This window comes from Ferrovibrio sp. (assembly GCF_017994015.1).
Lineage (GTDB): Bacteria > Pseudomonadota > Alphaproteobacteria > Ferrovibrionales > Ferrovibrionaceae > Ferrovibrio.
In genome coordinates this window covers 15,028-41,772 of record NZ_JAGOLP010000030.1, presented here as the reverse complement: position 1 = coordinate 41,772, position 26,745 = coordinate 15,028, and the positions used below count along the sequence as shown (strand labels likewise).

The window sequence follows — 26,745 nt, the reverse complement described above, 5'->3', positions numbered from 1 at the left end:
GCTTCAGCGCCGCCTCGAAACCGAGCAGTCCCAGGCCATCGAGCGAGAAGATCACCTCGATCAGCATGGATGATGTGAACAGGATACCAATGAAGGCAGCCGGAAAACCGGCAATCACGATCAGCATGGCATTGCGGAACACATGGCCATACAGCACCTGATTTTCCGGCAGGCCCTTGGCACGCGCGGTCTGCACATAATGTTTGTTGATCTCTTCCATGAAGGAATTTTTGGTCAGCATGGTGAGGCTGGCAAAGCCGCCCACCACCATGGCGGTGACCGGCAGCACCAGATGCCAGAAATAATCCAGCACCTTGCCCAGCAGGCTGAGATCGGCCCAATTGTCGGATGTCAGCCCGCGCAAAGGAAACCATTGCAGAAAACTGCCACCGGCAAACAGCACCACCAGCAACACGGCAAACAGGAAGCCGGGAATGGCATAGCCCACCACGATCACCGCCGAGGTCCAGATATCGAAGCGGCTGCCATCGCGCACCGCCTTGGCGATGCCGAGCGGGATCGAGATGAAATACACCAGCAGGCTGGTCCACAGCCCGAGCGAAATCGAAACCGGCAGCTTCTCGACAATCAGGTCGATCACCGGCCGCGAGCGGAAATAACTTTCGCCAAAATCCAGCCGGGCGAAATTGCCCAGCATCAGGAAGAACCGCTCATGCGCCGGCTTGTCGAAGCCGAATTGCTGCTCGATCTTTTTGATGAAAGCCGGATCGAGCCCCTGGGCGCCGCGATATTTGGCACCGGCATCGCCGCTGGCGCCAAGCACGCCGGGTGTTGGGCTGCCGCCGCTCATCTCACCGCCGCCGGCTGTGCCGGAAAGCCGGGCGGTGGCATCCACCGCCGTGCCGGTGACCTGGGCGATCACCTGCTCCACCGGTCCGCCCGGCGCAAACTGCACCACCACAAAATTGATCACCATGATGCCCAGCAGCGTGGGCAGGATCAGGGCTAGGCGACGGGCGATATAAGCGAGCATGGGCCTCGGGCGCTGGTTTTTGACACGGCGTCAGACACTACCGATAGCAGCATAACCGAGCTGCGGCCGCAAAGCATTGGGTTCAATGCCAGGACAGACAATTCTGCTTGATTGTTCGTTTTATGTTCTATATCATTATGGGCGAGGCGGGAAACCAGAAACAACCGGAATGCATCATGACCGACAACCACACCGCCGCTGACCATCTCAGCGAAGCCAAGCTCAAATTCCTGATGCGGGACAAGCGCTACTGGCATCCCCGCCATGCCGATCCGGCCTTCCAGGCCATGATCACCAGTGGTTTCCGCCGCCTTTATCCCACGCCCGGGCAGGCACACGATGCGGCAACCGACGAGACCAGCAATGGCCCGGTGCATGTGGATGCACACAAGCGCAGCGGCATCCCGGTAAGTGACTATTATCGCAGCCGGCCCGGTCAAGCTGACGCGCCCACCCCATCGACCACGAAACACAAGCAGCGCAAGCACCTCCCCCCACCCGACCGCGATGACATCACGCCGGAGGAATTATACGATATTTTGGATTTCGATCCGAATGGAGCGGGCAAGTATCAAGTCGGCATTAAACATCCAGCGTATGCGACTATCGCATCCCAGATTCTGACGCCGAGGGCCCACTCTATAACAAAAGAAGAGTATGGCTCTGCAATAGCCAAAGATGACGAAGCGGATGCGTTTCGTCACGCCTACATATCTTTCGAAATGACAAAAAACTTTGGACCTGAGGTAGCAAAAGCTTTTGGCGACGCCCATGAAATTAGCCACCCAAATAATGGGCCAGAACGGATGATGGATTTGTATAACAATTATATTGGGCGGCAATTAGCCTCTGATGAGGCAAACAAGAAACGCTCGACCAGGGACGAAGTACGGCAAGCAATTCAGGAAGGGCGCCTTCGTCTAAAACCCTATACTTTATCGCAAAAAAATCACCACAATGAATAAAGCAGCCTTCTTGGGAAAACTACTTAAGGCAATGGCCGCAGTTGCGGGTATTTATATGATTCTACCGGAATGCCTGTCGCAGCGGGTGATCCTGGTGAATGCCGGCAGCTCTCCGCTCGAAAAGCTCACTCTTTCTCTAGCTGACAGCCAAGGTAGAGAAATCGCCTTATGGCAAGGCAGCCTGCCAGCTGCACGCACCATCTTCCTTGGTTTTGATGCCCCTTATGCCCCCTTCACCCATATCCTGGCCGGGCAACGCAGCGGAGCGGCATTTCGCCACGAGTTCGGCTATTTCTATGGGCAAAGCCGCGAAATGGTTATCGTCGCCGATAGCAGCCTTTCCAACCACCATTGGGATGATGAACTACCCGCCTGCATCATGGGCCGCGGCTTTGATTGCTGGATAGACCGCATCCTCGCACCCTTCCGCAGCCATGTCTGCCGGCCTTGGTAAACGCTGCTGCTTCAGCGCCGCAGGCCCACGGCGCGGTCCTTGGCCGGATCGATCCACCAGGTTTCGAGCAGGCCGAGATCATAAGCCGGTTTTTTCGCCGGGCGGCCGAAGCGGTCCCAATAAGCCAGCTTGTAGGTGCCGCTATACCAGTTCGGGATCACGTAATAGCCCCACATCAGGGCGCGATCCAAGGCGCGCGCGGCAGTGACTGATTCCTCACGGCTGCGGGCGCCGACAATACGCTCCACCAGCGCATCCACCGCCGGATTCCGGATGCCGGAAAAATTGAAGCTGCCGGTGATTTCGGCGGCACGGCTGCCCCAGTAATTGCGCTGCTCAACGCCAGGGGTGAGCGGCTGTGCGAAGCGGCGCATGATCACATCGTAATCGAAGGCGCGCATGCGGTTTTCATAGGCTGAGACATCGACGCTGCGGATCGTGGCCTGCACGCCGATACGTTGCAGGCTGGCGATATAGGGATTGAGGATGCGCTGAAAGCTCGGCTCAAACAGCAGGAATTCGATGCTGAGCGGTTCGTTGCTGCCCTTCAGATACGCTTTGCCATCGCGGATATCGTAGCCGGCCTGGCGCAGCAAAGCCTGTGCCTTGCGCAGATTGTCGCGGTTGGCGCCGCTGCCGTCACTTTGCGGCGGCTGGTATTCCTGAGTGAAAACCCGGGGCGGCAAGGCGGCGCGATGCGGCTCCAGCAAGGCCAGTTCGGCTGCACCCGGCAAACCGCTGGCAGCAAGATGTGAATTCTCGAACATCGAGCGGGTGCGTTTATACAGGCTGTAGAACAGCGTCTTGTTCATCCACTCATAATCGAAGGCGTAATTCAACGCCTCACGCACCAGCGGATCGGCCAGATGCGGCCGGCGCGTATTGAGGAAAAACGCCTGCACGCCGGAGGGTGTTTCATCGGGCAGCACCTCGCGCTTGATGCGGCCCTGCTGCACTGCCGGCTTGCCATCATAGCTGGTGGCCCAAACCCGGGCGGTGATCTCAAGGCGGAAATCATATTCGCCGGCAAAGAAGGCTTCTGCGGCGATATCGCGGTCACGATAATAATCGTCGCGCACGCTGTCGAAATTATAGAGGCCGCGATTGACCGGCAGGTCGGCAGCCCACCAATCCGTCACGCGGCGGAAGGTCAGGCTGCGGCCGGCATCCACACGATCGATGCGATACGGCCCGCTGGCCAGCGGTGGTTCGCTGGTGGCGCGGGCGAATTCACGGCCCTGGAACCATTTTTTCGCCAGGATCGGCATCCCGGCCACAATCAGCGGCAGGTCGCGCCGGCTCTCGCTCGGCTTGAAATGAAACACCACCCGGCGCGGCCCTTCGGCTCGCACGCTCTCCATATCCGCCAGCACCAGCTGATATTGCGGGTGGCCTTCCTTCAGCACGGAATCGAAAGTGAAAACCACATCCTCGGCGGTAATCGGGCTGCCATCATGCCAGCGCGCCTTGGCATTGATCGTGAAGGCGGCCCAGGCGCGCTCCGGTCCCAGCTCCACGCTTTCAGCGATCTGGCCATACATCGCGTCCGGCTCATCCGCCGCGCGGCTCATCAGGCTCTGATAGACCAGAGCAAGGCTCTGCGCCGTAACCCCCTTGAGGATCAGCGGGTTTAGGTTGTCATAGCTTTCAAGCTGCCACTGGCGCAATTCGCCGCCCTTGGGCGCCTTGGGATCGACATAATCGAAATGTGCAAAGCCGGGCGGGTATTTCAGATCGCCAAAAGCCGAAAGACCATGGGAGCCTTGCGCGAAGGCAGGCAGGGCGGCAATGCCGAGCATCAGCCCGGCCAGGATCGATATGGCTCGCATCAGCCCATCGTAGCGCGTGGATGCGCATTTTTATAGACTTTTAGCAACGCTTCGGCATCCACATCGGTATAACGCTGGGTGGTGGATAGCGAAGCATGGCCAAGCAATTCCTGAATGGTGCGCAGATCGCCGCCCTGGCCGAGCAGATGGGTGGCGAAGCTGTGGCGCAGGGCATGCGGCGTGGCGGTTTCCGGCAGCATCAGGGCGCGGCGCGCATCGCGCATCGCCTTCTGCATGATGGCCGGATCAAGCCGCTTGCCGCGCACGCCAAAAAACAGCGGCCCATCGGGCGTGATGGCATAGGGGCAGAGCCGCACATACTCGGCCACTGCCTGGCGCACCACCGGCAGGATCGGCAGCAGGCGCTGCTTGTTGCCCTTGCCGGTCACGGTCAGGCTGTCGCCACGCGGCTGGTCGCGGCCATTCAGGCCGATGGCTTCGCCCAGGCGCAAGCCGGCGCCATAAAGCAGCAGCAAGACTGCCGCGTCGCGGGCTTGCAGCCAGGGCTCGTCGCGCGCCGCCTCGGCTTCGCCAATCACTGCCTGCGCGCCTGAAAGGCTCAGCGGCTTGGGCAAAGCCTGCTTGCGCTTGGGCGTGCGGATCAGGTTGGCGGCGGCATTCACGGCATGGCCCTGGCGTAGCAGGCGGCGGAAAAATCCGCGCACACAACTGAGCTGGCGTGCCAGCGAGGTGGCCTCCAGGCCATCCAGGCGGCGCCGATTCAAAAACGCGCGGAAATCCGCCGGGCGCAAAGCCGCCAGATCGGCCAGGCTGGCCGGGCCGCCGAGATGCTCGGCCAGGAAAGCGAAAAACGCCGCCATATCCTGGCCATAAGCGCGCAATGTGTGGCGCGAATAGCGTTTTTCCTTGGCCAGCCAATCATACCAGCCCCGCGCCGCCAGGGTGGCATCCTCGGCCGCCAGCACAAAAAAGGCCGGCGCGGGCTGGGCTGCGCCGTCGCTCACTGCCGTGGCAGGTTGAGCCATGCGCGGATGCTCCGTTCCAGCACCCCGGCCAGGAAATTCAGCAATTCGGTGCCATGCTCGGGTTCAAACTTGCCCTTGTCACGCGAGCCGAGCGCCAGCAGCGCCGGCGGCGTGCCGGGGCCAAAATGCAGCCGCGCCAGCGCATCGGATTGCACCAGATCCGCAGCCGGGCCGTAGATGCCCGGCGCCACACCGCTTTCGGCACGCAGCAGGCTGGGCACGGCAAAGCCGAGCAGATCGTCGATACTGCCCGGCGGCAGTACATAGACGCTGCCTGAGGCCAGCCCCAGCATCTGGCGCGGATCGCCCTCGACGCACAGGCTGATCACATCCACGTCCAGCAGATCGGTCCAATCCTGGGTGGCGATATGCACCAGATGCTCAAAACTGGCGGCTTCCATCAGCATCAGCACCGCTTCATGCACGCGGGCGGTTATGCTCATATTCTGCCGCCCGGCATCAATCAGCGCCACGCCAACCTGGTTGGCACGCGCCAACTGGCCTTGCAGCCGCTGCACCATGATGCGTTGCAGGTCGGTAACATTATCCGCCACCGGTTCACGTTCCGGCGGCAGCAGCACGGCGCAAAGCTCGGGATGCCGCACCAGCAAATCGGGATGCTGTTTCAGCCAGGCAATGACGCGCGCCTCATCCAATTCACCCGCGCCCAGGTTGGCGGCAGCCGGCAGGCGGTCCGGGGCCGACATCAGGCTTTGCCCAGAATGCTCTGGCCGCTGGCCTTCCAATCGGCCAGGAAGGCATCCAGGCCCTTGTCGGTCAACGGGTGTTTGTAGAGCTGCTTCAGCACGTTCGGCGGCAGGGTGCAGATATCGGCGCCCAGCTTGGCGGCCTGCACCACATGGATCGGATGGCGCACGCTGGCCACCAGCACTTCGGTCTTGAAATCGGTGTAATTGGCGTAAATCTGCACAATATCGGCAATCAGGCCCATGCCATCCTGGCCGATATCATCCAGCCGGCCGACAAAGGGCGAAATGAACGTGGCGCCAGCCTTGGCGGCCAGGATCGCCTGCGCCGGCGAGAAGCACAGCGTCACATTCACCATGATGCCCTGGTCCGACAAAACCTTGCAGGTGCGCAGGCCATCCGGTGTGAGCGGTACCTTGATGCAGACATTGGCAGCCAGGCCGGCCAGGCGGCGCGCCTCTTCCATCATGGTGGCATGATCGGTGGCGGTGACCTCGGCCGAGACCGGCCCGGGCACCAACCGGCAAATTTCCTTGATCGTGGTCAGGAAATCCTTGCCGGTCTTGGCCACCAGAGAGGGATTGGTGGTGACACCGTCAAGCAATCCCGATTCGCTCAAAGTGGCAATTTCGGCGACATCCGCCGTATCGACAAAGAATTTCATGGTCCTCTCAACTCGTTCTGGCCCAGACCGCCCCAATCCGTGGGCGCCTGGGTGGCACTTGCATCGGCCCGGATGGTATAAGCCGTTGGTTAATAATATCCGATCAAACCGGTCCTGTCCGCCCAATGTCTGCGCCTCACCCTAATCTGCTGCGTGTGCTGCTGCCGCTGCCGCTGGGCCAGCCGCTCAGCTATCTGCCGCCGGCTGACAGCCCTGTGCCGGTGCCGGGCCAATTGGTGCGTGTGCCGCTGGGCAACCGCGACCTGCTGGGCGTGGTGTGGGACGGCGCCGCCGAGCCGCTGGCGCCCGGCAAGCAGGCCAAGGCGATCATGGCTGTGCATGATGAAATGCCGGCTTTGCAACCGGCCTTGCGGCGCTTTATCGACTGGATGGCAGGCTACACCCTGAACCCGCCTGGTGCCGTGCTGCGCATGTGCCTGCCGATGCCTGACGCGCTGATCGGTCCGCCACCCAGCCGCAGCGTGCTGGATGCCGCGCCGCTGCCGCCGGAGCTGCGGCTTTCCGCCGCCCGCCAGCGTGTGCTGGCCGTGGCGGCCGAACGATCCGGCCTGAGCCAAGCTGACCTGGCCGAAGCCGCCGGGGTCAGCCCCGGCGTGGTGCGCGGCCTGGTCGATCTGGGCGCCCTGCGGCAACGTGCCGTGCCATCCGACCGCCGCAAGCAGGAGCCCGATGGCGCCGCCATCGGCCCGGCCTTGAGCGATGGTCAGGCGGCAGCGGCACAGCAACTGGCGGCGGCAGTGGCGGCGCGTGAATTCTCGGTGCTGCTGCTGGAAGGCGTGACCGGCGCGGGCAAGACCGAAGTGTATTTCGAGGCTGTTGCCGAGGCTTTGCGGCTGGGGCGCCAGGTGCTGGTGCTGATCCCGGAAATCGCTCTGACGCAAGCCTGGCTTGATCGTTTTGAGCGCCGCTTCACCGGCCAGGCTTGGCCATGGCATTCAGAACTCAGCCCCGGCCGCCGCGCCGAAACCCTCCGCGCCATCGCCGCCGGCAGCGCCCGCGTGGTGGTGGGCGCACGCTCGGCTTTGTTCCTGCCCTATGCCGATCTGGGCCTGATCGTGGTGGACGAGGAGCATGATGCCTCCTACAAGCAGGAGGAAGGCGCGATCTATAATGCGCGCGACATGGCGGTGGTGCGGGCCAAGCATCAGGCCCTGCCGGTGATCCTGGCCTCTGCCACGCCAAGCCTGGAAACCCTGCATAACGCCAAGCGCGGGCGCTATGTGCATGTGCCGCTGCCCGAACGCCATGGCGGCGCCAGCATGCCCGAGATTGCCGCCATCGACATGCGCAAGCAGCCGATCTCGCGCCAGCGATTCATCAGCCCGGCGCTGCAAACGGCAATGCAAACCACGCTGGCGCAAGGCGAACAGGGCATGTTGTTCCTGAACCGGCGCGGCTATGCACCCCTGACCTTGTGCGGCGCCTGCGGCCATCGCCTGCAATGCCCGAACTGCACCGCCTGGCTGGTGGAACATCGCGCCAAAGGCCGGCTGCAATGCCATCATTGCGGCTTTCAGACCCGGCTGCCGGAAACCTGCCCCTCTTGCGGCGAAGCCGACCGTTTCAAACCCTGCGGCCCGGGCGTGGAAAGGCTGGCCGAGGAAGCCGCCGAACTTTTCCCCGAAGCGCGCATTGCAGTGATGGCTTCCGACACCATGACCACGCCGCGCCATATCGTGGAATTGCTGGAACGGGTTGAGCGGCGCGAGGTGGATATCCTGATCGGCACCCAGATTGTGGCCAAGGGGCATCACTTTCCGCTGCTCACCCTGGTGGGTGTGATCGATGCCGATCTGGGCCTGGCCGGCGGCGATCCGCGTGCCGCCGAACGCACCTGGCAATTGCTGACCCAGGTGGCCGGCCGAGCCGGCCGCGCCGAACGCCCCGGCCGCGTGCTGCTGCAAAGTTTCATGCCGGAACATCCAGTGCTGGCAGCCATGGCGCGCGGCGACAGCGCCGGCTTCCTGGCCGCCGAACTGGACGAGCGCCGCCGCGCTGGCATGCCGCCCTTTGGCCGTCTGGCGGCTCTGATCGTCAGCGGCCCGGATCAGGCCCGGGTCACCCAGACCGGGCGCGACCTGGCCCGGCTGGCGCCCGGCCATGGCAACAGCGACCTGCGTGTGCTCGGCCCGGCCCCCGCACCGCTCGCCTTCCTGCGTGGCCGGCATCGCGAAAGACTGTTGCTCAAAGCCCAGCGTAATACCGATATTCCCACCGTGCTGCGAGAATGGCTCTCGAAGGTAAAGCTACCCTCAGGTGTAAAACTCAGCGTTGATGTCGATCCATATAGCTTTTTATGAGCCGGCGCCTATACAACGTCTCCATGCTCAAGATTTCATCTTCTGCCCGCACCACCGCCGCACTCCTTGCCTTGCTGCTGCTTGCCGGTTGCAACGAGGACACATCGGCGCCGACCAAACGCCATACCGGCATTTCCGATTTTGAGCGTTTCATCAACAAGACCGGCGGCATGAAGGGCTTACGCACCTATCCCAAGTCGCGCACCCAGATTCTGGCCGATAGCGGCCTGGGCGTGATTTATGACGGCGCCCGCACCGAGGCTGAAGTGTTCCGCTTCCGCGATACCAAATCAGCCGATGAAATGCTGCCGGCGCTCAAGGCCGTGCGCCAGAGCCTTGGCGAAAGCGAAAACTGCGTCAAACGCGGCTATTTCATTGCTTGCGGCGAAGAAAAATTCGTCGACGTTTTCCGCAAGTGGGAATGAGGCGGGGCCGATAGGCCTGCTGCCTCATTCGTAACGGCCCGCTTTATTTCCGCGCATAACCGATTGGCACCAATGCCTGCTCGATCTCGCTGAGGATGGCGGGATCGTCGATGGTGGCCGGCATACGGAATTCTTGGGCATCGGCCAGTTTCTGCATGGTGCCGCGCAGGATTTTGCCCGAGCGTGTCTTGGGCAGGCGCTTGACCACAACAGCCTGTTTGAAGGCGGCCACCGGGCCGATCTTCTCACGCACCAATCCGACCAGCTCGCGCAGGATTTGATCCTCGCCCTTCACCGTGCCGGATTTCAGCACCACAAAGCCAAGCGGCACCTGGCCCTTGAGCGGATCGGCCACCCCCACAACGGCACATTCCGCAACATCGGGATGACTGGATAGCACTTCCTCCATGCCGCCGGTGGATAGCCGGTGGCCGGCGACATTGATGATGTCGTCAGTGCGACTCATGATGTAGATGTAGCCATCTTCATCGATGAAGCCGGCATCCCCGGTATTGTAATAACCCGGGAAGCGCGCCAGGTAGCTTTTCTTGAAGCCTTCGTCATTCTGCCACAGGGTTGGCAGGCAGCCCGGCGGCAGCGGCAGCTTGATGGCGATATTGCCGATGGTGTTCGGCTCGAGCACCTGCACGCCATCATCGTCCAGCACCTGCACGTCATAACCCGGCACCGCACAGGTGGCCGAGCCATGTTTCACCGGCAGCAATTCCAGCCCCATGAAATTGGCCGAGACCGGCCAGCCGGTTTCGGTCTGCCACCAATGGTCGATCACCGGCTTGTGCAGGATATCCTCGGCCCAATGCACTGTATCCGGATCGGCGCGCTCGCCGGCCAGGAACAGGGCGCGGAAAGCCGAAAGATCGTATTTGCCGATCAGTTCGGCGCGCGGGTCTTCCTTCTTGATGGCGCGGAAAGCGGTCGGCGCGGTGAACAGCGCCACCACCTTATGCTGCTCGATCACGCGCCAATAGGCGCCGGCATCCGGCGTGCCGACCGGCTTGCCTTCATAGAGCAGCGAGGTGGCGCCATAAATCATCGGCGCATAAACGATATAGGAATGCCCCACCACCCAGCCGACATCCGAAGCGGCCCAGAACACTTCGCCGGGCTTGACGCCATAGATATGCTCCATCGACCAGTGCAACGCCACAGCATGGCCGCCATTCTGCCGTACCACGCCCTTGGGAATGCCGGTGGTGCCAGAGGTGTAAAGCACATAAAGCGGATCGGTGGCCGCCACCGGCACACAATCCACCGGCGCTGCCGCAGCCATGGCGGCATAAAAATCATGGTCGCGGCCGGCAATCATCTGCGCTTCGCACATCGGGCGTTGATAGATCAGGCAGGCCGATGGCTTATGCGTCGCGATCTCGATGGCCTGATCCAGCAGCGGCTTGTATTCCACCACCCGGCCCGGTTCCAGGCCGCAGGATGAGGCGATCATCAGCACCGGCTTGGCATCATCGATGCGGGTGGCCAATTCACGCGGCGCAAAACCGCCAAACACCACCGAATGCACCGCGCCGATACGGGCACAGGCCAGCATCGCCATCACCGCTTCCGGCGTCATCGCCATGTAGATGATGACCCGATCACCCTTTTTCACGCCCAGGGCGCGGATGGCGCCGGCCAGCTTGGCCACGCTGTCGCGCAATTCGGCATAGCTGTAGCTGCGGATGGTGTTGGTCACCGGGCTGTCATAGATCAGCGCGGCGCGATTGCCATGGCCTGCTGCCACATGGCGATCCAGCGCATTATGGCAGGTATTCAGCTCGGCGCCGGGATACCAGCGATAGAAGGGCGGATTGCTGCCATCGAATACCTGATCCCAGGGCTTCGACCACTCGATACGCGCCGCCTGGCGCTGCCAGTAACCCAACGGATCGTTCTTGGCTTCGGCATAGGTTGCCTTGTAGAGCCCTTGCATTTTTATCCTCCCGCTAACTGGCGCCGCTTCAGGCCGCAACCAGGGCCGCCTTGGCGGCATCATATTCGCGCTTCATCCGCGCCACCAACTCGGCCACCGGCAATACATCCTGGATGCTGCCGGTACCCTGGCCAGCGCTCCAGATATCGCGCCACACTTTCTTGTCGCCGCCGCCTTCGGTGCCAAAATTCATCTTGCTCTTATCGGCTTCCGGCAGGTTCTCCGGGTCCATGCCCGTGGCCGCCACGCTTTTTTTCAGGTAATTGCCATGCACGCCGGAGAATAGCGAGGTATAGACAATATCGGCCGCCGCGCTGTCGATAAGCATCTGTTTGTATTCCGGCACCGCATTGGCTTCCTCGGTGGCGATGAAGCGCGTGCCGATATAAGCGAAATCGGCGCCCATCGCCTGTGCCGCCAGAATCTGCGCGCCATTCGAGATCGTGCCTGACAGCGCAATCGGCCCATCAAAGAAGCTGCGCACTTCGGCCACCAATGCAAAGGGTGAATGCGTGCCGGCATGGCCGCCAGCCCCGGCGCAAACCAGGATCAGGCCATCAACGCCGGCTTCCAGCGCCTTTTTTGCATGGCGCACATTGATCACATCATGCATCACAATGCCGCCATAGCTATGCGCTGCCTGCACCACTTCGCTGGGCGCACGCAGCGAGGTGATGATCATCGGCACCTTGTGCTTGACGCAGATTTCCATGTCATGCATCAGGCGGTCATTGGAATGATGCACAATCTGGTTGACCGCAAACGGCGCCACCGGCTTGTCGGGAAACTTGGCAGCATAGTCGCCCAATTCGCCGGTAATGCGCGTGAGCCATTCCTCCAGCACATGCTTGGGCCGCGCATTGAGCGCCGGAAACGAACCGACCACACCGGCCTTGCATTGGGCGATCACCAGATCGGGGGTCGAGACGATGAACATCGGCGAGCCGATCACCGGCAAGGACAGCCGGCCCTTGAGCAAGGCGGGGACAGACATGGCAACTCCTCGTTTCTGCGTTTCCGGTATTGAGATTAACGGCAGCGGCCGGTCCAGCGCAACGCCGCCACCCGGCCCGGCGCGACAACGCCACCCGCATCCAATTCACAAATCGGCGCGTATATCGCTATGCTATGCCGATGCTGAAAATCATCCTTGTCATGCTGTTTGCTGTTGCCGTGATCCTGGTTGGCCTTGCCGGTGCCAGCCGCTGGCTGACCGGTCGCGCCGAAGCCGCTTATCCCCCCAGCGGCCAGATCATCAGCGCCGCCGGGCGCCAGGTGCACGTCATCCGCCAACAACCAAAGGCAGCAGGGCAATATCCGCCGCTGGTTTTTATCCATGGCGCCTTTGGCCAGGCCGAGGATTTCCGCCTCAGCCTGATGCCACAAACCTCCGAACGGCATGACAGCATCGCCATCGACCGGCCCGGCCATGGCTATAGCGAACGCGGCGAAGCAGCCGCCACGCCGGCACAGCAGGCCGTCATGCTGCGCGCCGGGCTGCAAGCCCTGGCGCTACAGCACAAGCCGATCCTGATCGGCTTCTCTTATGGCGGCGCCGTCGCCCTGGCCTGGGCGCTGGCTTACCCCGACGAGGTTGCCGGCATCCTGCTGATCAATCCGGCATCGCATCCCTGGCCAACGCCGATTGATACCAGCTATCGCCTGGCCGGCCTGCCGGTGCTGGGTCCATTGATGCTGCACAGCATCGTCAGCCCGCTGGGCCATCTGGTGATGCAGAAAAGTGCTGCCGGCGTGTTTGAGCCGGCAGCCGTGCCGGCGGCATTCGCCGGCGTGCCGCTGGCGCTTACTGTGCGCCCCGCCACCTATGCCGCCAATGCCGAGGATATCCGCAGCCTGAAACCATTTCTTGCCGAGCAGGCATTGCATTACAGCAAGCTCAAGCCGCCCTTGCTGATCCTGGTCAGCGACCGCGACAATTCAACCTCGCCGCAAATCCACGCCCATGCCCTGGCGCGGCAAGTGCCGAATGCAACATTGATCGAGGTGAAGGGCGGCGGCCACCCGCTGCATTTCAGCCGCCCGACTGAGGTGCTGGCAGCCATCGCCCAGTTGAGCGAACAGGCGGTGCGCTAAACCTCGGCCTCTTCCAGCGGCAGGCCGGCGAGCACGGCTTCGCGGCGGCGCAGGATATCGGCGGCGGCGGCAATGGCAATTTCGCCCGGCTGTTTGCCCTCGATGCCCTTGATGCCGATCGGGCAGACCAGGCCGGCAATGCGCTCCTCGGCGATGCCCAGGTCGCGGAAGCGCTTCTCGAATCGGGCGCGCTTGGTGGCGGAACCGATCAGGCCAATATAGGCAAAGCGGTTTTCCTGCAATGCGCGCGCCACGATGCCGAGATCAAGCGCGTGGTTATGCGTCATCACCAGCAGCCAGGCGCCATCGGGCAGGCCGGCCACCTCGCGTTCCGGCGCCGGGCTCACCTCCACCGTCACATTCGGCGGCACGTGATCGGGGAAGGCATCGGGGCGCGGATCGATCCAGCGCACCCGGCAGGGCAATGTGCCGAGAATGCTGACCAGGGCACGGCCGACATGGCCGGCACCGAATAAAGCCAGGGTGAAGTTCTCGGCCCGGCGCGGCTCGAACAGCAGCGTGACATGGCCGCCGCAGCATTGCCCCAGGCTGGGGCCAAGCGGAAAACGCCGTAGGCTGGGGCCGGCCTGGCCACGCAGCATTTGCCGGGCAATGCGGATGGCCTGGAATTCCAGTTCGCCGCCGCCGATGCTGCCGCTGCTGTCGGCAGCCGTCACCACCATCTTGGCGCCGGCCTCGCGCGGCGCCGAGCCATCCACTGCCGCCACAGTCACCAGCACGGCGGCCACGCCAAGCTGCTCCAGGGTGGCGAGGCGATCCAGCCAGTCGCTCATGCCACCGGCACCTTGGCCGCTGCCGCCTTGCGCTTCAGCATGTCCTGCACCGCAAACAGCACGCGCTCGGGCGTGGCCGGCGCATCCAGTTCCGGCACCAGCTTATGCCCGGCCACAGCGGCCACTGCATCCTTGAGCGCCAGCCAGGCCGAAACACCGAGCAAGAAGGGCGGTTCGCCCACCGCCTTGGAACGGAAGATCGTATCGGCCGGATTGGCGCGGCCGCGCAGCAATTCAACGCGGAAATCCGCCGGCAGGTCGCGCGCGGTGGGAATCTTGTAGGTGCTGGGCGCATGGGTGCGCAGCCGGCCCGCCGCATCCCACCACAATTCCTCCATGGTGAGCCAGCCCAGGCCTTGCAGATAGCCGCCCTCCACCTGGCCACGATCAATCGCCGGATTGAGCGAATTGCCGCAATCATGCAGCAGGTCGGCACGCGGAAAGCGATATTCGCCGGTCAATGTATCGATCAGCGCTTCGGTGGCCGCCACACCATAGGCGAAATAGTAAAACGGCGTGCCGGTGGCGGTGGTGCGATCAAAACTCAGGCCCGGCGTGGCATAGAAGCCATTGGCAGAGAGCGGCACGCGGCGCAGATAGGCCTGGTGCACAATCTCGGCAAACGGCGCGGTCTTGCCGCCGCCGCTGACCATTCCCTCGGCAAAAACCACTTCCGCCACAGGCGCGCCGAATAATTCTGCCGCCACCTCGGCCAGCCGCTGGCGCAGGATCAGCGCGGCATTTTCCGCCGCCTTGCCATTGAGGTCGGCGCCGGATGAAGCAGCGGTGGCGGATGTGTTCGGCACCTTGTCGGTGCGCGTGGCCGTGATGCGCACGGTTTCCGGCGCGATCCCCAGCACTTCGGCCACCACCTGCGCCACCTTGATATAGAGGCCCTGCCCCATCTCGGTGCCACCATGATTGAGCTGCACCGAACCATCCTCGTAGATCAGCACAAGCGCGCCGGCCTGATTGAGAAAACTGGTGGTGAAGGAAATGCCGAATTTCACCGGCACCAGCGCCAGCCCCTTCTTGAAATGGGTGTTGGCGGCATTGAAGGCATCGATCTCGGCGCGGCGACGGCGATAATCCGCGCTCTCCACCAGTTGCGGAATCAGATCGGGCAGGATGTTGTCGGTGATGGTCTGGCCATAGGGCGTGATGTTGCGCCCGGTTTCGCCATAGAGGTTGGCCAGCCGCACATCTAGCGCATCAAGGCCGAGATGGCGCGCGATATGATCCACCACATATTCGGTGGCGGCCATGCCCTGCGGCCCGCCAAAGCCGCGAAACGCGGTGTTGGACACGGTATTGCTGCGGCAACGCAGCCCGGTGATGCGCACATCCGGCAGGAAATAACTGGAATCGGCGTGGAACATGGCGCGGTCCACCACCGCATTAGTCAGATCGGCCGAGCAGCCACCGCGCCCGGCCAGGGTCACGTCATAACCCAGGATGCGGCCGGCATCGTCAAAACCGACAGCGTAGCGCACCAGGAAATCATGCCGTTTGCCCGTGGTGATCATATCCTCGTCGCGATCAAGGCGGAATTTCACCGGCCGGCGCGTGCGGGTGGCAAACAAAGCGGCGAGGCAGGCGAATTGCGCTGCCTGGGTTTCCTTGCCGCCGAAGCCGCCGCCCATGCGCCGGCATTCCACGGTCACGGCATGGATCGGGCGGGCCAGCACCCGCGCCACCAGCTTCTGCACTTCGGACGGATGCTGCGTGGAACACCAGACATGCACATCGCCATCTTCCAGCGGCTGTGCCAGGCTGATCTGCCCTTCCAGATAAAAATGATCCTGGCCGCCCAGGCGCAGTTCGCCTTGCAGCCGATGCGGCGCGGCGGCAATGGCGGCTGCGGCATCGCCCTGGCGCATGGTGAGCGGCTGGCCGACCCATTGCTCACCCGCGATGGCATCTTCCAACGCCAGCAGGGGCGGCAATTCCTCGTATTCCACCCGCACCAGCCGCGCCGCGGCGCGCGCCGTGTGCAGGTCGCGGGCTACAATGGCCGCCACCGGCTGGCCATGGAATTGCACCATGCCCTGCGCCAACAGCGGATCGCCCGGAAATACCGGCGCGATATCGGGATCACCCGGCACATCCACCACGGTGATGGCATCCACCACGCCGGGCATGGCCCGTGCCGCAGAGAGATCGATGCTCAGGATACGGCCATGCGTGATGCCGGCCAGATGCAAGGCGCCATGCAGGCAGCCTTCCGGCTCGGGCAGGTCGTCGATATAGCGCGCCGCGCCGGCCACATGCTTGTCGGCGCTGTCATGCTTGATTGGCTGCGCCACCACCCGGGTCATGACACTGCCTCAAGCCGCAGCGCCTGGCCGCTACTGGCCTCGATGGCGAATTTGCGCAGCAGATTCTGCGCCACCAGCAGGCGATAGGCAGCCGAAGCGCGCATGTCGCTCAGCGGCGCAAAATCCTCGGCCAGCGCCAGCACGGCGGGTTCAACAGATGCCATATCCAGTTTCTGGCCCAATAAAGCGGCTTCGGCGGCATGGGCGCGCTGCGGAATGGCAGCCATGCCGCCAAAGGCGATACGCGCCGCCGCGATGCGGTCATTATCCAGCTGCACCTGGAAAGCCCCGAGCACAGCCGAAATATCCTGATCGAAACGCTTGGCAATCTTGTAAACGGCAAAGCGCGTATCCGGCCCCGGGCGCGGCACGATCACCTTGGCAACAATGCCGCGTGGCCGCAGATAGGTTTTACGATAACCAAGGAAAAAATCTTCCAGCGGCAGGAACCGCTCGCCTTCCGGGCTGAGCAATTGCAGCCGGGCGCCGAGCGCGATCAGCGGTGGCATGCTGTCGCCGATAGGTGAGGCATTGGCAATATTGCCGCCGATAGTGCCGGCATTGCGCACCTGAACCGAGCCGAGCCGGCGCAGCATGGCGGCGAAATCCGGATGCAACGCCGCAATGGCATCAGCGGCATCGCTATAGGTGACACCGGCGCCGATGCTGATTTCATCCGGCAGGATTTCGATCCGGCGCAAGGCGGCGATCTGGCCCAGATGAATGATGGTGCCGATGCGACGCTGCTGCTTGGTGATCCACAGGCCCACATCGGTGCCGCCGCCAAGCAGCCAAGTATCCTCCCAGTTGGCGCCGCGCAAAATGGTGAGCAATTCATCCAGGCTGGTCGGCGCCAGAAAACGGCCTTCAGCGGTTTCATGGCGTAAAGCCTGCCGGCGCCGCAGCTTTTTCAGCCTGGCGATGGTTTCGGCTTCGGTGGAGGAAAACTGATCCGGCCCACGGCCCATCTGCTGGCCGGCTTCCAGGATCGGGCGATAACCGGTGCAGCGGCACAGATTGCCGGCCAGGGTGTCGCACAGGCTTTCTGGATCGGTCGGCGCCCCGGTTTTGTAATGCGCAAACAAGCTCATCACAAAGCCGGGCGTGCAAAAGCCGCATTGCGCGCCATGATGATCCGCCAAGGCCTGCTGCACCGGATGCAGCCGGCCATCGGGCGCGGCCAGGTCTTCCACCGTGATCAGCGCCTTGCCATCCAGCTGGCCAACAAGCTGAATGCAGCTATTCACCGCGCGGTAGCGTAGGCTTTCCTGGCCCTCAGGGCCATCCAGTTCAGCCAGCACCACAGTGCAGGCACCGCAATCGCCCTCGGCGCAGCCTTCCTTGCTGCCGGTGCGGCGCTGATTCAGGCGCAGGTAATCCAGCACCGTCATGGTGGGGGGCACATCACTGCCCGCCGTCACCACCTCGCCACCCAACAGGAACCGCAGCGCTTCCGGCATCCGCTTGCCTCCCCCGGCCGTGTGCCGGATCAGGTCATCAAGTCGCTGCCGCGGAAGGCCCAGCCGGTCATCCGGCGCTCAAAGGCAGCAGCCACCGCGTACATCAGCACACCCATGATACCCACGACCACCAGGCCGGAAAAGACCAACGGCACGTTATAGCTGGAGGAAGCCGACAGCATCAGGTAGCCAATGCCCTCGTTCGACGCCACCGTTTCGGCGATCACAGAGCCGACAAAAGCCAGCGTGATGGCGATCTTGAGCGAGGCAAACAGATAGGGCATGGCGCGCGGAATGCCGATCTTGAACAGGATTTCGGTGCGCGTGGCGCCCAGGCAGCGCAGCACGTCACGTAATTCCGGTTCAATGGTGGCAAGCCCGGTGGCAACATTCACCACAATCGGAAAGAACGAGATCACGAAGGCGGTGATAATGGCCGGAATAGTGCCGATGCCGAACCAGATCACCAGCACCGGCACGATGGCCACTTTGGGGATCGAGTTGAAACCCACCAGCACCGGATAAAGCCCGGTATAAACCAGTTTGGATGCGCCGATGAACACACCCAGCAGCATGCCGCCAACCACGGCTAGGATGAAGCCCGCAGTAGTGGTGTAAAGCGTCTGCAACGAATGATGCAGGATTTGCGGGGCGAATTTCACCGTTGCGGCCCAGACCGCGGTGGGCGCCGGCAGCACAAATTCGGCCACGCCGGTAATCCGGCAGGCCAGTTCCCAGAATACAAACAAGCCGATGGTGACCGCCCAGGGCATCAGGCGCAGGATGATCTTCTCGCGGTTCATGAGTGTTTGACCTCCACGATACGCTCGCGCAGTTCATGCACGATCTGGCCAAAATACGGCTCGAATGTCGTGTCCAGCGTGCGCGGCCGGGGGATGTCCACCTCGCGCTCATAGACAATACGGCCGGGCCGCTTGCTCATCACAAACACGCGGTCGGCCAGAAACACCGCCTCGCGCAGATCGTGGGTGATCAGGATGGCGGTGAATTGCCGCTCCATCCACAATTTCTGCATGACGCCCCAGAGTTCCTCGCGGGTGAAGGCATCAAGCGCGCCGAATGGCTCGTCGAGCATCAGCAGGCTGGGATCGTGGATGATGGCGCGGCACACATTGGCGCGCTGCTGCATGCCGCCGGAAAGCTGCCAGGGGAATTTGTCGGCGAATTCATGCAGGCCCACAGTGCGCAGCAGATTCATCGCCCGCGCCTCGTATCGGTCGCGTTCGCGGCGCAATTGGTGCTTGTGCGGCGCCACGATCTCCAGCGGCAGCATCACGTTGTCGATGGTGGAACGCCAGGGCAGCAAAGTGGAATTCTGGAACGCCATGCCGACACCCTGGGTCGGCCCCTTCACCGGCTTGCCGCCGATGCCGATGGCGCCCTTGGTGGCCGGGATCAGGCCGGTGACCAGCTTCATCAGGGTAGATTTGCCGCAGCCCGACGGGCCAACAACGGCAACAAATTCGCCCTTCTTGATGCCGAGGGTCAAATCCTCCACCGCCAGGGTGGCCGTTTCAGCCTGCTGGTAGACCAGGGAAACATTGTCGAGAGTGACAAAAGCCTGATCCGCCATCACAGCCCCCGCCCGAATACACGCTGCGCCATGCCGATCCCCCTGTTGCGCTGCACACAAACAAGGATTGTAAGCATGTTGGGCATCGAAGTGTAACCAAATTTTGGGTGTTTTTTATGCGGCAAAGCTATTGCTCAGAGAATCGGCAATGTTTCGCATTAACCACTTTTTGTTCTTTTAATGTACGATTTATATTGACCTTCCGCTGGCCCAGAATAGAGTCCGGCCATGAAACCGGCCTGGGCCTCATCCAGCCTTTCCTGGCTGTATCTCGACCTCAACAGCTACTTCGCCAGCGTGGAGCAGCAGGAGCAGCCGCGCCTGCGCGGCAAACCCGTGGCGGTAGTGCCGGTGATGACCGACAGCACCTCGGCCATCGCCGCCAGCTATGAGGCCAAGGCTTTCGGCATCCGCACCGGCACACCGATCTGGGAGGCCAAGCGGCTCTGCCCGCAAATCCGCCTGGTGCCGGCGCGCCATGATGTTTATGTCGACTATCATCACCGCATCCTGAAAGAGATCGACAACCATATCCCGGTGGCGCGGATCGGCTCGATTGACGAAATGGCCTGCGAATTGATGGGCCGCGAAAAGCTGAAAAGCGAAGCCATGGCCCTGGCGCAACGTCTCAAGGATGGGCTGAGACGCAATGTCGGCGACTGCATCCGCTGCTCCATCGGCATTGCGCCGAACGGTTTCCTGGCCAAGGTGGCCAGCGACCTCAAGAAACCCGATGGCCTGACCGTGCTGGAAGCCGCCGACCTGCCCGGGCCATTGCTCAACCTGAAACTGCGCGATCTGCCCGGCATCGGCGCCAATATGGAACGCCGGCTGCTCGACGCCGGCATCGACAGCCTGCCGGCTTTGTGGGAACTCGGCCCACGCGAAGCCCGGCGCATCTGGGGCGGCATCGGCGGCGAGATGTTCTGGCGCGAATTACGCGGCGAGATCGTGCATCACGCGGCGCAGGGCCGCCATAGCGTGAGCCATAGCCATGTGTTGCCGCCAGCTTTGCGCCCGGCCGGCCAGGCCGAGGCCGTGGCGCGGCGCCTGGCCGCCAAGGCGATCACCCGGGTGCGACGCATCGGCTGCGCGGCCCGCATGCTGCATCTCTCGGTACGCTTCGACGACATGGCGCGCGAGAAATGGACGGCGGATTTCCGCCTCACCGAGACCCAGGACAGTTTTGTGGTGCTGGATGCGGTGGCCCAGCTCTGGCGCCGCATGTGCGCCGAAACCAAGGCCCTGCATGGCCGCCGAGTGCACAAACTGGGCGTGGCGCTCACCGATCTGGTGCCGGAAGCCGAAACCACCGGCGACCTGTTTGGCGGCGGCAGCGGCTTCGAGGCGGACCCGGCGCAAAGCGAAAAGCGCGTCAAGCTGGCCAAGGCCATCGACAAGCTGAATGCCAAATACAAGCGCGATACTGTGCATATCGGCCCCCTGCCCGGCACCGGCAGCGACCGCCAGAAAACCGGCAAAGGCGATTTCATGGGCGCCAAGATCGCCTTCAACCGGATACCGGATCAGGCTGAATTCAACGAGTGAATTGCCGCCAGCTCAGAGCCCGAGAATCTTGAGCTGTTCCTCAAGTTCGCCCTTGCCGACCGGATAGTCGGTGCCATTTCGGGCGTTCAGCATCATCTTGGGCGGCACTTTGGCAATGTCGCGCTGCACCATCACGGCGGTGCGCATGCTGAATTTGGCGCGCCAGACCAGCGCCGTGATCAAGCGGCCATTACGGGTTTCCAGCGCCCGCAGCACCACCGGCACCGGGGTGCGGCCGGCCTGCGCCAGGGCCTGGATGACAAAATTGCGATCCAGCCGCTCGATAGCATCCTGAACGGTATCGTTATCCAGCCGATTGGCTTTGATCAGCTTGGTCACCGCTACCTCGGCTTCCGCCATTGCCGATGTGGCATCCTTTTCCCGCGCGGCTTCACGCCCCGGCGGGGCAGCTTCCGGCACTTCCTTGGGTAATTCCACATGCAGGCGGCGCTGCACCACCTGCCGGATTTCGCTCAGCGCCTCGGGCGGCAAATCCGTGCGCAGGCTCAGGCGATCCAGCAGCGATTGCGCCACAAAACCGGCAATGCGCTTGGCCGCCGCACCCGGCAGGTTGGGGCGCTGCACCAGCGGTTCGTGCCAGGCTTCAACGCTGGGCGCGGCATCCAGGATCAGGTCCAGTGTCTCTTCCCGAATCTGCGCCGAGTCATTAGCCAGCAGGGCCGCCACAGCCGAGACATCGCGGGTGGCAACGATGGCATCCGACACCCCGGCGCCAAGGCCGACACGGCGGGCAATCGCCGAAAGCGCACCCGATTGCGCCGCGCCTTCAACAATCTCGCGCAGATCGTCATCGGTTAGCAGCGGCGAGAATTCCAGCACCGGGGCGGAGACAATCAGCTCCACATCCAGCGCCAGCTGCTTCACCACATGATGCGGCACATTGACCGCCGCCTTCAGCGCTTCCGACAGGATGGCGCGGATGCGGGTCAGCTCATCGCGGGCGAGCAATTCCACGGTCTGCACCGCATAGTCGCGCGCCGCACCGGCCGCTTCATCATCGGCCATGCTGGGCAGCAGGCGGGCCACCTTGTCGGCAAGCTGGGCGCGCACTTCCTCGTCGGCATCATTTGCCAGAACAAGATGGGCCTGGCTCGGCGTGGCAACATTGGCAGCGATGGCACGCCGCACCGTCGGCGCCTCGTCCACCGCCAGGAAATACAGGATTTCCGGCCGCACATCCTGACGCTGCGCCAGTTCCAGGCGCACTGCCGGATCGGGAGAGGCGGCAAGCTGCTTGGCGCTTTCGTAATCCATCAGACTGGGTCCACTTCCTCGGCAATATGGGTGCGGCCCTTGCCGCCCTTCTTGGCCACATACATCGCGGCATCGGCCCGCGCCACCAGCGCCTCGGCGCCCTCAACTGCTTCCAGCCGTGAGAAAACCGCGCCAATCGAGAAGCCGAGCGGAAAGCCCTCAACACCCCATTGTTTGTTGATTTCAGCCGCCGCTTCCATCAGCCGGGCAGCCATCGAGGCGGCACTGTCGCGCCCGGTTTCTTCCAGCCAGAGCAGGAATTCGTCGCCGCCGATACGCGAGGCCAGATCAACCACGCGCAGGGTCTTGCGCACCGCCTCGGCCACCGCCTTGAGCACCTCGTCGCCGGCCTGATGGCCGCGCACGTCATTCACTTTCTTGAAATTGTCGAGGTCGAAATAAATCAGCGTGCCGATCAGGCGGTTGCGATGATGCCGTGACAGGCGCTTTTCCAGTTCATCCAGAAAGGCGCGGCGGTTGAGCAGCCCGGTCAGGCCATCGGTATTGGCCAGGGTGTTGAGGGTCTTATGCGCCCGGCGCAAAGCCTCAACCCGCTCACGCGCCTCGGTCACATCACGCGCCACGCCGCGCGTGCCGGCCCACTCGCCCTTGCCATCCCGTACTGCCACGCAGGATACTTCAAAACAGCCCACACTACCGTCCTTGCGGCGCAGAAACACCTCCACCGCCTCCTGCGGTGCCGTGGCCGTGAACGGCCACAACGTGGGACGCGGCGTTTCCGGGCTGTCGGGCGCGGCAAAATCGGTTGGCACATGGCCTTCCAGTTCGCGCGCCGTGTAACCCATGGCGCCGCGCGGCGAGACAAAGCCGAAACGGCCATCCGGCTTGGTTTCCCAAGCAAAATCCGTGGAACAGGCCACCAGATCACGGAAAAGCTGGCGCGACTGCATCAGCGCCTGCAACAGATTGCGTTCCAGCGTGGTATCGCGGCCCAGCAGCAGCAGCTGGCCGCCATGCGGCAGCAAAGTCAGATGCAGCGCCGTGCCGCCGCGCAGGCCGGGCAGATCGGCTTTTTCCTGGCGCGGCAGGCCATCGGCCAGCGAGGCATCCAATGCGGCGGCCAGCGCCACCAGCCTGTCGGCCGCCAAAGCATCCAGCAACGGCCCGGCGGCGCGGTTGGCGAACAAGACGGCGCCATTTCCATCAAACAAGGCCGCGGGCCCCGGAAAAACCGGAATCAGCGCCGCCGGCTCCAGGGCCGCTGCGGCGATCAGGTCGAGGCTCGGATTGCTGGCAGGTTCCATGGCGGCGATGATGATCTCCCGCTCTGTTTATAACCGTGTTGCCCCGGCCTCGTCATCGGGCTTGGTTTGGCTTATTTTGCCCGCCATGCAAACTGATCCCGCCCCCACCTTAGAACGCCTCGCCGCCACCGAAACCTGGCTGTTTGACCTCGACAACACGCTGTATCCGGCGGAATGCAACCTGTTCGCCCAGATCGACCGGCGCATGGGCGAATTCATCTCGCGCCGCTTCGGCATTGACGCCGTGGCCGCCAAGCAGCGCCAGAAGGGCTTTTTCCAGCAGCACGGCACCACCTTGCGCGGCCTGATGGTGGACCACGGCGTTGATCCGGCGGATTTCCTGAATTATGTGCATGACATTGACCTGAGCGTGCTGCCGGCCCTGCCCGAATTGCGCCAGGTGTTGCAGGCCCTGCCCGGCCGCAAGCTGATCTTCACCAATGGCACCGTGGCCCATGCCGAGCGTGTACTCGGCCGCATTGGGCTGGCGGATTGCTTCGAGGCGGTGTTTGACATCGTGGCCTCGAATTACCTGCCCAAGCCGCGACCCGAACCCTATGACAAGCTGCTGGCCGCCCATGGCGTGGATCCGCGCCGCGCCACCATGGTGGAGGATATGGCGCGCAACCTGGCCCCGGCCGCCCGGCTCGGCATGGCGACAATCTGGGTGCCGACCCATTCCGACTGGGCGCAGCCGGTTGCCGGGGAAACCGACCATATCCACCATGTTGCCCCCGACCTGACTGGTTTCCTCAGCGCCCTGAGCAATATCGGCCGGAATGCCGAGCCGGCGGCAAAAGGTTGACGGGCCAGCCTTGGCGGTTATTGTCTCGCGGCTTTTATTGCGCTTTTTAAAGGAATGATGCCATGACCGACGCCGCCACCCTTGCCGGCCAATTGCAGCCCATCATCGACGCCGCCTGGGAGGCGCGCGCCGATATCGGCATCAATACCAAGGGTGAAGTGCGCGAAGCCGTGGAAGCAACCCTGGAAGCCATGGATGCCGGCATCGTGCGCGCAGCACAGAAGCTGGACGGCCAATGGCAGGCGCAGCAATGGGCCAAGAAGGCTGTGCTGCTGTCTTTCCGCCTGACCGACAATATGCTGATTTCCGACGCGCCGGGCGGTGCCAACTGGTTTGACAAGGTGCCGTCCAAATTCGTCGGCTGGAACGAACAGCGTTTCCGCGCCGCCGGCTTCCGCGCCGTGCCAGGCGCCGTGGTGCGCCGCTCGGCCTTCATTGCGCCGAATGTGGTGCTGATGCCCAGCTTTGTAAATGTAGGCGGCTATGTTGATAGCGGCACCATGGTGGATACCTGGGCCACGGTAGGTTCCTGCGCCCAGATTGGCAAGAATGTGCATCTTTCCGGCGGCGTCGGCATCGGCGGCGTGCTGGAACCGCTGCAAGCCAACCCGGTGATCATCGAGGATAACTGCTTCATCGGCGCGCGTTCGGAAGTGGTGGAAGGCGTGATCGTGGAAGAAGGCGCCGTGCTGTCCATGGGCGTATTCATCTCGGCCACCACGAAGATTGTCGACCGCAGCAGCGGCGAGGTGATCTATGGCCGCGTGCCGGCCTATTCGGTGGTGGTGCCGGGCAGCCTGCCGGGCAAGCCGCTGGCCAATGGCGAGCCCGGTCCGTCGCTGTCTTGCGCCGTGATCGTCAAGCGGGTGGATGCGCAGACCCGCTCCAAGACCTCGATCAACGAATTGCTGCGCGACTGACCGCACGGCTGAGCCCGCAGCTGCATTTTTTTGCAGCGAATCGGGCCACGACCAGGGCTAGTATTACGCTTCCTTAACCCCCGCATGCCAAATTTATCGGCATGATGATGCGCTCAATTGGCAAACCCGATAGCAAAACCCGTCCCGGCAGCCAGCCGGCGGCACGGCCGGGTGCGGAGAAATTCCGCACCTGTAGTGTGCTGGTGGTCGATGAGAACCGGGCGACGCGCAACGGCCTGCGTGACGTGCTGATCGGCATGGGCTTCAGCGCCGTGTTTCAGGCCGCCGATGGCAAGCAGGCTTTGCTGGAAGTGGCCGCGCATGAGCCCAGCCTGATACTGGTGGATTACCGCCTGCCGAAAATGGACGGGCTGATGTTTACCGAACGGCTGCGCCGCGACCCGGGCCTGAACAACAATGCCATGCCGGTGATCCTGATGGCGGCCGATGTGGATTCCACCCTGGTGGTGGCAGCGCGCGATGCCGGCGTGAACGAAGTGGTGGTAAAACCGATTTCGATGCAGGTGCTGGTGCGGCGCCTGCTTTATGCCTTGCAGGCACAGCGGCCGCTGGTGCGTGGAGGCGGCTATGTCGGCCCCGACCGGCGCCGACGCAGCGAACGCCGCCTGGGCGACCGGCGCGGCAATGCCGGCCAGGAAGCCGATCCGGATCGCCGGCAAAGCGAATCCCGCCGACGGGCGGAGCGGCGCAAACTGCCGGTGCAGACGCTCGCCGAAGCCTGCTAATGACGCTTTAATTTCCGGCCGCCAGCATGGCGAAGGCTGGTCGCACCATGCCGCGCAGCAAGGCCGGTTCCGGCCGGCAACGGGCCAGAACACGCAATCCCAGATGCAGGCCCAACAACATCCGGGCCAGATCCACTGCCGCCGCTTGCCGGGTGATGCTGCCCGCCCGCTGCCCAGCCTGAATACAGCGCAGGAAGAATGCTTCGATCTGCTCCAGCACCGAGGCAACAATCTGGCGGAATTCCGCATCCTTCGGCGCCAGTTCCAGGGCTGAATTGACCAGCATGCAGCCTCTTGCCTGGCTATCCGCCACGGAATGCTCAACAACTTCATCAAAAAACGCCGTGATCGCCATCAGCGGCGGCAGGCGACCTTCCAGGCGTTCAACACGATCGAGGAAACTACTGGCGACATAATGCTGCAAGGCACGGCGATAAAGTGTGTGCTTGTCGCTGAAAGCGTTGTACAGGCTGGCACCACTGATCGCCATGGCATCAGCCAGCGCACGCATCGATGTGGCTTCATAGCCATGCACCCAGAAGAAATGCATAGCTGCATCCAATGCCTGCATTTCATCAAATTCGCGCGGTCGCGCCATCCGCCCCTCCGCTGCTTTCGCCGCGTATTGCCTTTTC

General features: G+C 63.0%; 24 protein-coding genes. 9 read left to right on the top strand and 15 right to left on the bottom strand.

Features of this window, described 5'->3' with window-relative positions; translation table 11 throughout:
- A partial coding sequence (gene yejB / locus KBB36_RS14160; protein WP_290982039.1) for a microcin C ABC transporter permease YejB occupies nucleotides 1–994 on the bottom strand: 994 nt, incomplete at its 3' end.
- A gap of 176 nt (nucleotides 995–1,170) precedes the next feature.
- On the opposite strand from yejB, the gene KBB36_RS14155 reads away from it, so the two are divergent.
- Both KBB36_RS14155 and KBB36_RS14150 read left to right on the top strand, forming a co-directional pair.
- Complete coding sequence (locus tag KBB36_RS14155) at nucleotides 1,171–1,959, top strand: hypothetical protein (RefSeq protein ID WP_290982036.1); 789 nt, start codon at nucleotides 1,171–1,173, stop codon at nucleotides 1,957–1,959.
- On the top strand, nucleotides 1,952–2,413 hold the full coding sequence (locus KBB36_RS14150) for a hypothetical protein (protein ID WP_290982033.1): 462 nt from the start codon (nucleotides 1,952–1,954) through the stop codon (nucleotides 2,411–2,413). The genes KBB36_RS14155 and KBB36_RS14150 overlap by 8 nt, the downstream gene beginning before the upstream one ends.
- A gap of 11 nt (nucleotides 2,414–2,424) precedes the next feature.
- Here KBB36_RS14150 and KBB36_RS14145 read toward each other — a convergent pair whose 3' ends face one another.
- From KBB36_RS14145 to fsa, 4 genes are read right to left on the bottom strand one after another with little or no spacing between them, the layout of a single operon-like run.
- Nucleotides 2,425–4,242 carry an extracellular solute-binding protein gene (locus KBB36_RS14145; protein WP_290982030.1) on the bottom strand — a complete coding sequence of 606 codons (1,818 nt, stop codon included), beginning with the start codon at nucleotides 4,240–4,242 and terminating at the stop codon, nucleotides 2,425–2,427.
- The gene (locus KBB36_RS14140; protein WP_290982027.1) at nucleotides 4,242–5,228 is read right to left on the bottom strand and encodes a tyrosine recombinase XerC; all 987 of its coding nucleotides are present in this window, start codon (nucleotides 5,226–5,228) and stop codon (nucleotides 4,242–4,244) included. Before KBB36_RS14140 ends, KBB36_RS14145 begins: the two co-directional genes overlap by 1 nt.
- Nucleotides 5,204–5,935, bottom strand: coding sequence for a DUF484 family protein (locus KBB36_RS14135; RefSeq protein WP_290982025.1), 732 nt, complete (start codon nucleotides 5,933–5,935; stop codon nucleotides 5,204–5,206). The genes KBB36_RS14140 and KBB36_RS14135 overlap by 25 nt, the downstream gene beginning before the upstream one ends.
- Complete coding sequence (fsa, locus tag KBB36_RS14130) at nucleotides 5,935–6,600, bottom strand: fructose-6-phosphate aldolase (RefSeq protein ID WP_290982022.1); 666 nt, start codon at nucleotides 6,598–6,600, stop codon at nucleotides 5,935–5,937. The genes KBB36_RS14135 and fsa overlap by 1 nt, the downstream gene beginning before the upstream one ends.
- A 125-nt stretch (nucleotides 6,601–6,725) precedes the next feature.
- On the opposite strand from fsa, the gene KBB36_RS14125 reads away from it, so the two are divergent.
- Nucleotides 6,726–8,921 (top strand): primosomal protein N', encoded by a 2,196-nt coding sequence (locus KBB36_RS14125; protein WP_290982019.1) that lies wholly within the window; start codon nucleotides 6,726–6,728, stop codon nucleotides 8,919–8,921.
- A gap of 23 nt (nucleotides 8,922–8,944) precedes the next feature.
- On the top strand, nucleotides 8,945–9,346 hold the full coding sequence (locus KBB36_RS14120) for a hypothetical protein (RefSeq protein WP_290982016.1): 402 nt from the start codon (nucleotides 8,945–8,947) through the stop codon (nucleotides 9,344–9,346).
- A 43-nt stretch (nucleotides 9,347–9,389) separates the two neighbouring features.
- On the opposite strand, the gene KBB36_RS14115 is transcribed toward KBB36_RS14120, so the two are convergent.
- Nucleotides 9,390–11,291: a propionyl-CoA synthetase gene (locus KBB36_RS14115; protein ID WP_290982013.1), complete on the bottom strand. Its 1,902-nt coding sequence runs from the start codon at nucleotides 11,289–11,291 to the stop codon at nucleotides 9,390–9,392.
- A 28-nt stretch (nucleotides 11,292–11,319) separates the two neighbouring features.
- Entirely contained in the window at nucleotides 11,320–12,285 is a 966-nt protein-coding gene (locus KBB36_RS14110) for a nitronate monooxygenase family protein (protein ID WP_290982010.1), read from the bottom strand.
- Nucleotides 12,286–12,425: 140 nt separating this feature from the next.
- On the opposite strand from KBB36_RS14110, the gene KBB36_RS14105 reads away from it, so the two are divergent.
- On the top strand, nucleotides 12,426–13,385 hold the full coding sequence (locus KBB36_RS14105) for an alpha/beta hydrolase (RefSeq protein WP_290982007.1): 960 nt from the start codon (nucleotides 12,426–12,428) through the stop codon (nucleotides 13,383–13,385).
- Here the strand turns inward: KBB36_RS14105 and xdhC are convergent.
- The 5 genes from xdhC to KBB36_RS14080 are packed head-to-tail and all read right to left on the bottom strand — an operon-like array spanning nucleotide 13,382 to nucleotide 19,551.
- Complete coding sequence (gene xdhC / locus KBB36_RS14100) at nucleotides 13,382–14,179, bottom strand: xanthine dehydrogenase accessory protein XdhC (protein ID WP_290982004.1); 798 nt, start codon at nucleotides 14,177–14,179, stop codon at nucleotides 13,382–13,384. The genes KBB36_RS14105 and xdhC overlap by 4 nt on opposite strands.
- The gene (gene xdhB / locus KBB36_RS14095; protein ID WP_290981997.1) at nucleotides 14,176–16,497 is read right to left on the bottom strand and encodes a xanthine dehydrogenase molybdopterin binding subunit; all 2,322 of its coding nucleotides are present in this window, start codon (nucleotides 16,495–16,497) and stop codon (nucleotides 14,176–14,178) included. The genes xdhC and xdhB overlap by 4 nt, the downstream gene beginning before the upstream one ends.
- Nucleotides 16,494–17,957: a xanthine dehydrogenase small subunit gene (xdhA, locus tag KBB36_RS14090; protein ID WP_290981994.1), complete on the bottom strand. Its 1,464-nt coding sequence runs from the start codon at nucleotides 17,955–17,957 to the stop codon at nucleotides 16,494–16,496. Before xdhA ends, xdhB begins: the two co-directional genes overlap by 4 nt.
- 29 nt (nucleotides 17,958–17,986) lie before the next feature.
- Nucleotides 17,987–18,760 (bottom strand): ABC transporter permease, encoded by a 774-nt coding sequence (locus KBB36_RS14085; RefSeq protein ID WP_290981991.1) that lies wholly within the window; start codon nucleotides 18,758–18,760, stop codon nucleotides 17,987–17,989.
- Entirely contained in the window at nucleotides 18,757–19,551 is a 795-nt protein-coding gene (locus KBB36_RS14080; protein WP_290981988.1) for an ABC transporter ATP-binding protein, read from the bottom strand. Before KBB36_RS14080 ends, KBB36_RS14085 begins: the two co-directional genes overlap by 4 nt.
- Nucleotides 19,552–19,779: 228 nt before the next feature.
- Between KBB36_RS14080 and KBB36_RS14075 the strand changes: the two genes are divergently transcribed.
- Nucleotides 19,780–21,099 (top strand): hypothetical protein, encoded by a 1,320-nt coding sequence (locus KBB36_RS14075; RefSeq protein WP_290981985.1) that lies wholly within the window; start codon nucleotides 19,780–19,782, stop codon nucleotides 21,097–21,099.
- Between the two features lie 12 nt (nucleotides 21,100–21,111).
- Here the strand turns inward: KBB36_RS14075 and KBB36_RS14070 are convergent, their stop codons facing one another.
- Together KBB36_RS14070 and KBB36_RS14065 are read right to left on the bottom strand one after the other, a co-directional pair.
- Nucleotides 21,112–22,374 (bottom strand): DUF2336 domain-containing protein, encoded by a 1,263-nt coding sequence (locus KBB36_RS14070; RefSeq protein WP_290981982.1) that lies wholly within the window; start codon nucleotides 22,372–22,374, stop codon nucleotides 21,112–21,114.
- Complete coding sequence (locus tag KBB36_RS14065; protein WP_290981979.1) at nucleotides 22,374–23,639, bottom strand: sensor domain-containing diguanylate cyclase; 1,266 nt, start codon at nucleotides 23,637–23,639, stop codon at nucleotides 22,374–22,376. The genes KBB36_RS14070 and KBB36_RS14065 overlap by 1 nt, the downstream gene beginning before the upstream one ends.
- An 85-nt stretch (nucleotides 23,640–23,724) precedes the next feature.
- Here KBB36_RS14065 and KBB36_RS14060 point away from each other — a divergent pair, with 85 nt between their 5' ends.
- The 3 genes from KBB36_RS14060 to KBB36_RS14050 all read left to right on the top strand — a co-directional run bounded on the left by KBB36_RS14060 (nucleotide 23,725) and on the right by KBB36_RS14050 (nucleotide 26,110).
- Nucleotides 23,725–24,444, top strand: a complete 720-nt coding sequence (locus KBB36_RS14060) for a pyrimidine 5'-nucleotidase (protein WP_290981976.1) — start codon at nucleotides 23,725–23,727, stop codon at nucleotides 24,442–24,444.
- Between the two features lie 62 nt (nucleotides 24,445–24,506).
- Nucleotides 24,507–25,364, top strand: a complete 858-nt coding sequence (gene dapD / locus KBB36_RS14055) for a 2,3,4,5-tetrahydropyridine-2,6-dicarboxylate N-succinyltransferase (RefSeq protein ID WP_290981973.1) — start codon at nucleotides 24,507–24,509, stop codon at nucleotides 25,362–25,364.
- A 101-nt stretch (nucleotides 25,365–25,465) separates the two neighbouring features.
- A complete protein-coding gene (locus KBB36_RS14050; RefSeq protein ID WP_290981970.1) occupies nucleotides 25,466–26,110 on the top strand; it encodes a response regulator in 645 nt (214 codons plus the stop codon).
- 7 nt (nucleotides 26,111–26,117) lie between these two features.
- Here KBB36_RS14050 and KBB36_RS14045 read toward each other — a convergent pair whose 3' ends face one another.
- Nucleotides 26,118–26,708, bottom strand: a complete 591-nt coding sequence (locus KBB36_RS14045) for a TetR/AcrR family transcriptional regulator (protein ID WP_290981968.1) — start codon at nucleotides 26,706–26,708, stop codon at nucleotides 26,118–26,120.
- Nucleotides 26,709–26,745 lie beyond the last annotated feature (37 nt).

What these genes read in the sequence shown, in the direction of transcription:
- KBB36_RS14155 (WP_290982036.1), top strand. Translation starts at nt 1,171, where the DNA reads ATGACCGACAACCACACCGCCGCTGACCATCTCAGCGAAGCCAAGCTC.
- KBB36_RS14150 (WP_290982033.1), top strand. Translation starts at nt 1,952, where the DNA reads ATGAATAAAGCAGCCTTCTTGGGAAAACTACTTAAGGCAATGGCCGCA.
- KBB36_RS14145 (WP_290982030.1), bottom strand. Translation starts at nt 4,242, where the DNA reads ATGCGAGCCATATCGATCCTGGCCGGGCTGATGCTCGGCATTGCCGCC.
- KBB36_RS14140 (WP_290982027.1), bottom strand. Translation starts at nt 5,228, where the DNA reads ATGGCTCAACCTGCCACGGCAGTGAGCGACGGCGCAGCCCAGCCCGCG.
- KBB36_RS14135 (WP_290982025.1), bottom strand. Translation starts at nt 5,935, where the DNA reads ATGTCGGCCCCGGACCGCCTGCCGGCTGCCGCCAACCTGGGCGCGGGT.
- fsa (WP_290982022.1), bottom strand. Translation starts at nt 6,600, where the DNA reads ATGAAATTCTTTGTCGATACGGCGGATGTCGCCGAAATTGCCACTTTG.
- KBB36_RS14125 (WP_290982019.1), top strand. Translation starts at nt 6,726, where the DNA reads ATGTCTGCGCCTCACCCTAATCTGCTGCGTGTGCTGCTGCCGCTGCCG.
- KBB36_RS14120 (WP_290982016.1), top strand. Translation starts at nt 8,945, where the DNA reads ATGCTCAAGATTTCATCTTCTGCCCGCACCACCGCCGCACTCCTTGCC.
- KBB36_RS14115 (WP_290982013.1), bottom strand. Translation starts at nt 11,291, where the DNA reads ATGCAAGGGCTCTACAAGGCAACCTATGCCGAAGCCAAGAACGATCCG.
- KBB36_RS14110 (WP_290982010.1), bottom strand. Translation starts at nt 12,285, where the DNA reads ATGTCTGTCCCCGCCTTGCTCAAGGGCCGGCTGTCCTTGCCGGTGATC.
- KBB36_RS14105 (WP_290982007.1), top strand. Translation starts at nt 12,426, where the DNA reads ATGCTGAAAATCATCCTTGTCATGCTGTTTGCTGTTGCCGTGATCCTG.
- xdhC (WP_290982004.1), bottom strand. Translation starts at nt 14,179, where the DNA reads ATGAGCGACTGGCTGGATCGCCTCGCCACCCTGGAGCAGCTTGGCGTG.
- xdhB (WP_290981997.1), bottom strand. Translation starts at nt 16,497, where the DNA reads ATGACCCGGGTGGTGGCGCAGCCAATCAAGCATGACAGCGCCGACAAG.
- xdhA (WP_290981994.1), bottom strand. Translation starts at nt 17,957, where the DNA reads ATGCCGGAAGCGCTGCGGTTCCTGTTGGGTGGCGAGGTGGTGACGGCG.
- KBB36_RS14085 (WP_290981991.1), bottom strand. Translation starts at nt 18,760, where the DNA reads ATGAACCGCGAGAAGATCATCCTGCGCCTGATGCCCTGGGCGGTCACC.
- KBB36_RS14080 (WP_290981988.1), bottom strand. Translation starts at nt 19,551, where the DNA reads ATGGCGGATCAGGCTTTTGTCACTCTCGACAATGTTTCCCTGGTCTAC.
- KBB36_RS14075 (WP_290981985.1), top strand. Translation starts at nt 19,780, where the DNA reads ATGAAACCGGCCTGGGCCTCATCCAGCCTTTCCTGGCTGTATCTCGAC.
- KBB36_RS14070 (WP_290981982.1), bottom strand. Translation starts at nt 22,374, where the DNA reads ATGGATTACGAAAGCGCCAAGCAGCTTGCCGCCTCTCCCGATCCGGCA.
- KBB36_RS14065 (WP_290981979.1), bottom strand. Translation starts at nt 23,639, where the DNA reads ATGGAACCTGCCAGCAATCCGAGCCTCGACCTGATCGCCGCAGCGGCC.
- KBB36_RS14060 (WP_290981976.1), top strand. Translation starts at nt 23,725, where the DNA reads ATGCAAACTGATCCCGCCCCCACCTTAGAACGCCTCGCCGCCACCGAA.
- dapD (WP_290981973.1), top strand. Translation starts at nt 24,507, where the DNA reads ATGACCGACGCCGCCACCCTTGCCGGCCAATTGCAGCCCATCATCGAC.
- KBB36_RS14050 (WP_290981970.1), top strand. Translation starts at nt 25,466, where the DNA reads ATGATGATGCGCTCAATTGGCAAACCCGATAGCAAAACCCGTCCCGGC.
- KBB36_RS14045 (WP_290981968.1), bottom strand. Translation starts at nt 26,708, where the DNA reads ATGGCGCGACCGCGCGAATTTGATGAAATGCAGGCATTGGATGCAGCT.